The 4,744-nt window shown below is 44.4% G+C and carries 2 protein-coding genes; both read left to right on the forward strand.

The features are described from left to right. On the forward strand, positions 1-3,417 hold a 3,417-nt coding region (locus GC098_RS25680; protein WP_171646062.1), incomplete at its 5' end, for a discoidin domain-containing protein. A gap of 499 nt (positions 3,418-3,916) precedes the next feature. Continuing rightward, a partial coding sequence (locus tag GC098_RS25685; protein ID WP_246358955.1) for an S-layer homology domain-containing protein occupies positions 3,917-4,744 on the forward strand: 828 nt, incomplete at its 3' end.

Genomic DNA, 4,744 nt, shown 5'->3' on the forward strand with positions numbered 1-4,744 from the left:
GCGGGGCAATGGACCAACATTTCTGCGGCAAGAAGAAACGGCGTATGGGAGCTGTATGTAGGTGGCAACAGCATACCGGTAACCAATAATACGTCAACTCCTTCTACGCCAACAACAGGAACGTATATAGGCGCAGACAGCAGCGGCAAACAAAGCTTCAATGGACGTATGGATGCCGTAAGGGTTTATAATCAAGCATTGTCAACAGATCAGATCATGGCAATTGCCAAAGAGACTTCTGGCGCTAAGCTTCAAAGCATCGCAATAACTACACCGCCAACAAAGTTGAATTACTTGTTGGGAGAAAAGCTTATGCTTGAAGGGCTGGTTGTGACAGGCACTTACAGTGATGGAACAACAAAAGTGGAGAATGTAACGATTGATAATATTACCGGCTATGATAATGCCATTCTTAAAGCAGGACAGCAACTGACTGTGGCTATAGGTTCAAAGACAGCCAGCTTTAATGTAAATACGCTTGATGTATTGCCTGGTTCAGCTATGGTGCCTGGAAGGATATTAGGTGCAAACTACAATTCGAAACATGGTGAAACACTTGGAAATGAACCCGTTAATGATGGCGGATCCACATGGCGAATTAATTCTATAGATGCTGGCGACTGGTTGGAATATAACGTAGATGTGGCAAAAACGGGACTCTATCAAGTCACTTACAGAGTGGTAACAAAAGGACAGGCATTTACGGGAGAGATTGAATTCCTGGTAGATGGCGTATCCCAAAAGAAAACATCATTCAAAACCGACCATTGGAGCGACTATCGCAATATATCCGATCCGGTGGTCGCACTGAGTGCTGGCTCACATAAAATAAGGCTGAATTTAAATACAGGTTTTTGGGCTTTGCGCTGGTTTGAATTGACAGAGATTCCACCAAAGAAATTGAACAGCATAACAGAGCCTGCGCCAATAGCAGCGGCTATCGGAACGGCGAAGACAGCGGCAGCTCTTGGATTGCCTGGTAAAGTATCGCTTGTAACCGATTCAGGTAATGTGGATGCTGGTGTAACTTGGGATTTAAGCAGTATTAACTACGATCCAACGATCAATACGGTGCAAACCTTCACAGTACCAGGAACCATAACCCTGCCTGTTGAAGTCGTAAACACGAACAGCGTGCCATTAACAACAAGCATTAGGGTAACTGTTAATAAGATCCCTTCATCCCAAATGACGGCAACGGCGACAAGTCAGGAAACTGCTGGGGCTAACAACGCAGCCTCAATGGCGATTGACGGGAACACAGGAACGTTCTGGCATACAAAGTGGAGTGGTTCTGTTCTCCCCCAATCGATTACCTTAAACCTTGGAGGAACCTTCAAGATCAATAAAGTCGCGTATCTACCAAGACAGTCAGGAGGCAGCAATGGAATTATTACGAGCTATAACGTGTATGTAAGTACGGATGGTGTATCCTTTACTAAGATTGCAAGTGGAAATTGGGATAACAACAGTGCGGAGAAATACGCATCATTTACTTCGACCGATGCATCTTATGTCAAGCTCGAAGCAACAGCGGGCGTCGGTGGGTTTGCAAGCGCTGCGGAGATCGGTGTAACAGTAGCACCATCGGTACTGCCGAATCTCGTGAGCATCACAGCGCCGGCAGCAATCACAGGATTGGACATCGGAACGGCAAAGACAGCAGTTGCTCTTGGATTGCCCGTAAAAGCAGTTCTTGTTACCGAATCAGAAAATGTGGATGCTGGTGTAACTTGGGATTTAAGCGGCATTAACTACGATCCAACGATCATGACGGGACAGACCTTCACGGTACCAGGAACCGTAACCCTGCCTAGTGGAGTCGCAAACGCCAACAACGTGCCATTGACAACAAGCGTTAGCGTAACTGTTAATAAGATCCCTTCATCCCAGATGACGGCAACCGCGGACAGCGCGTGCTCTGCCTCAGAATCAGCGGCAAAAGCCGTGGACGGTATCGTAACCGGGAACAGCAAATGGTGCTCTTCATCCAGCAACCGTTGGCTGCAACTTGATCTCGGTTCCGTGCAGAGCGTGAACGGGTTTATCATCAAGCATGCTTCGGCAGGCGGGGAGCCTGCCAACTGGAACACGAAGGGCTACAATATTCAGGTCAGCAGTGACGGTACAAACTGGAGTACGGTGGTCAACGTAGCCAATAATACGAAGGGCATAACGATAGACAGTATAGCCGCCGTATCGGCACGTTATATCAAATTGAACGTTCCCGTCCCAACACAAGACACGAATCAAACGGCAAGAATTTATGAGTTTCAGGTATTAAAAGCTCCTTCATCGGATAAAACGGTTAAGAGTATTACAGCACCTGCGGCAATCACAGGGGTGGTGAACGGTACGGCGAAGACAGCAGCTGCCCTTGGATTACCTGCAATGACAGAGCTCGTTACCGACACAGGAAGCATGAACGCTGATGTGACATGGAATGTTGATGCATCAAGCTATGATCCGGCTGTACGGACGCAGCAGACATTCACTGTAAGTGGAACTGTAACTCTGCCTGCAGGAGTGGTAAACCCTAATAACGTAGCATTGACAACAAGCGTCAGCGTAACCGTATTGCCAGCGCCAGCAGCACCAAAGTCTACATTGACAGGTGTACAGCAGGTACTTTCTGGCCAAACCTTCATTCTGACGATGGGACTGGCCGACGTTACGCAAAGCGTATACGAGCAAGTGTACGCCCAAGATTTCACACTACAGTATGACCCAGCAAGTGTGCAATTCGATTCGGTGTCATCCCTGAAAGATGGGTTCCAAGTCATCGATCAAAAGGAAACAGCACCGGGTCAACTCCGGATTGTCGCTGCCAACGTGGGTGCGAACGTGCCTGCCCAAGGCGATTTGCTTACAATCCAATTTAAGGCCAAATCTGTAACCGAAGCAACCAATACGACAATTTCTGTTGATCATGTTGTGATTGCCAATGCACAAGGGAATGAGCTGCAGGTCGGCGGAGCTTCCCGTGAGATCCAAATAACTGTACCTAGTATACCTGTAGATAAATCGCTCTTGAACGCAACGATCGCAAGCGCTCAGTCGATGTACAATGCAGCAGTGGAAGGCAATGGAGATGGGCTATATGCGATTGGCTCCAAAGCGCAATTGCAGTCGGTAATCGATGAAGCCAAAGCTGCAGCAAACAATTCGAGTGCTACCCAGCAGCAGGTGGATAGCACGAAAGCCGCATTGGAAGCGGCAATTCAAGTGTTCGAAAGCAATAAAATAACTGCAGATATCAATGGAGGTGGTGTCTCAATTGGTGACTTGGCTGTGGTTGCAGCTGCTTACGGCAAACAACAAGGTCAAGTAGGCTGGGTTGAGAAAGCGGATGTAAACCATGACGGCAAAGTAGACATTGTAGACCTTGCCATTGTAGCTAAAGCGATCTTGGAATAGAACAACCACATACAAGGTTGAAGGAAAATTGAATTAATCGCATTAGCGAAATTGAGGATTAATCGGCAATGAAAGGGGGGAGATTATCTCCCCCCCTTTCGTCGTCGATGACGTTTTCTTCACTTTTTATAAAGTTATTGTAAATGTCGAAAAAGTTCATTTTTTGTGATAATTGTACACATTTTTAGGATATTCAATGTATAACTGAAAATTTATGATTAGTGCATGATCGTTGGAAGGCGTTTTCAATATTTGTCAAATCACGTTATTAATAAAGACATTGTGATTACGAAGAAATGAGTCATCTGCTCTGGTAAATTGCGGGTCAGCGGATGAACTGAATTTGAACAAGTAGTGAATGGTTTGTTTTAGTGGTATTAAGTTCGCTGGATTCCGAGGTATTATTCTAATTGCAAGCGCTGTTATCTCATTTCTCATTAGATTTGATCTCATTATCTGCAATTGTTCAGTAGTTATATTTGAAAGGTGGATTATTTTGTTGTTAAAAAAACTTCTCAGATTCAGTCTGACTTTACTTTTCACCATGTTCTTGCTTCCGCAGCCTCTTACACATGCAAAACCTAGCCTGGGTTATTTACTTTCCATCCCGGAAGCAAGTGTATCGGCAGGTAATAACTTTGAAGTGAAGGTGGAAGGAAAACAATTAAGCGATTTGTACGCATTTGAAGTCAATTTATCGTTTGATTCAAGCCGTTTAGAGTTTGTAAAAATAGACATCGAAAAGAGTGGCGGCTTTACTGTGGATCCTATTGTAAGTGGGAACAAAATTCAAATCGCACATACGCAAATGTCTAACAAGCCAGGTCAAAGCGGCGATGTAACGCTGGCTACGCTGAAATTTCATGCGGTTAATCAGGGATTAGCCGAAATTGTACTGGACAACGTAAGACAGGTAAACCTGGTGGATTCGAACTTAGTGACTGATGTTGTTCAAAACAATAGTAAGGTAGTGGCTACTATACACAATAACAACAACAATAACAACAATAATAACAACAACAATAACAACAACAATAACAACAACAATAACAACAACAATAACAACAATAACAACAACAACAATAACAATAACAATAACAATAACAATGAGAGTAAACTTGTTAATTCGATCACTTCCAGGGTAGAGGAAGCTAAGAAAGCTGATGTAAAGGTTGAAATGACTGACATTAAAGGACACTGGGGTGAAAAGACCATAAAAACATTTATGAAACTGGGCGTTATTGATGGTTATGAGGATGGAACATTCCATTCGGATGGTCAAATCACACGTGCAGAGTTTGCAATAATCATTTCTCGCATATTCGAT

The sequence above is a fragment of the Paenibacillus phytorum genome (assembly GCF_013141715.1).
In the GTDB taxonomy this organism is placed as follows: Bacteria; Bacillota; Bacilli; order Paenibacillales; family NBRC-103111; genus Paenibacillus_E; species Paenibacillus_E phytorum.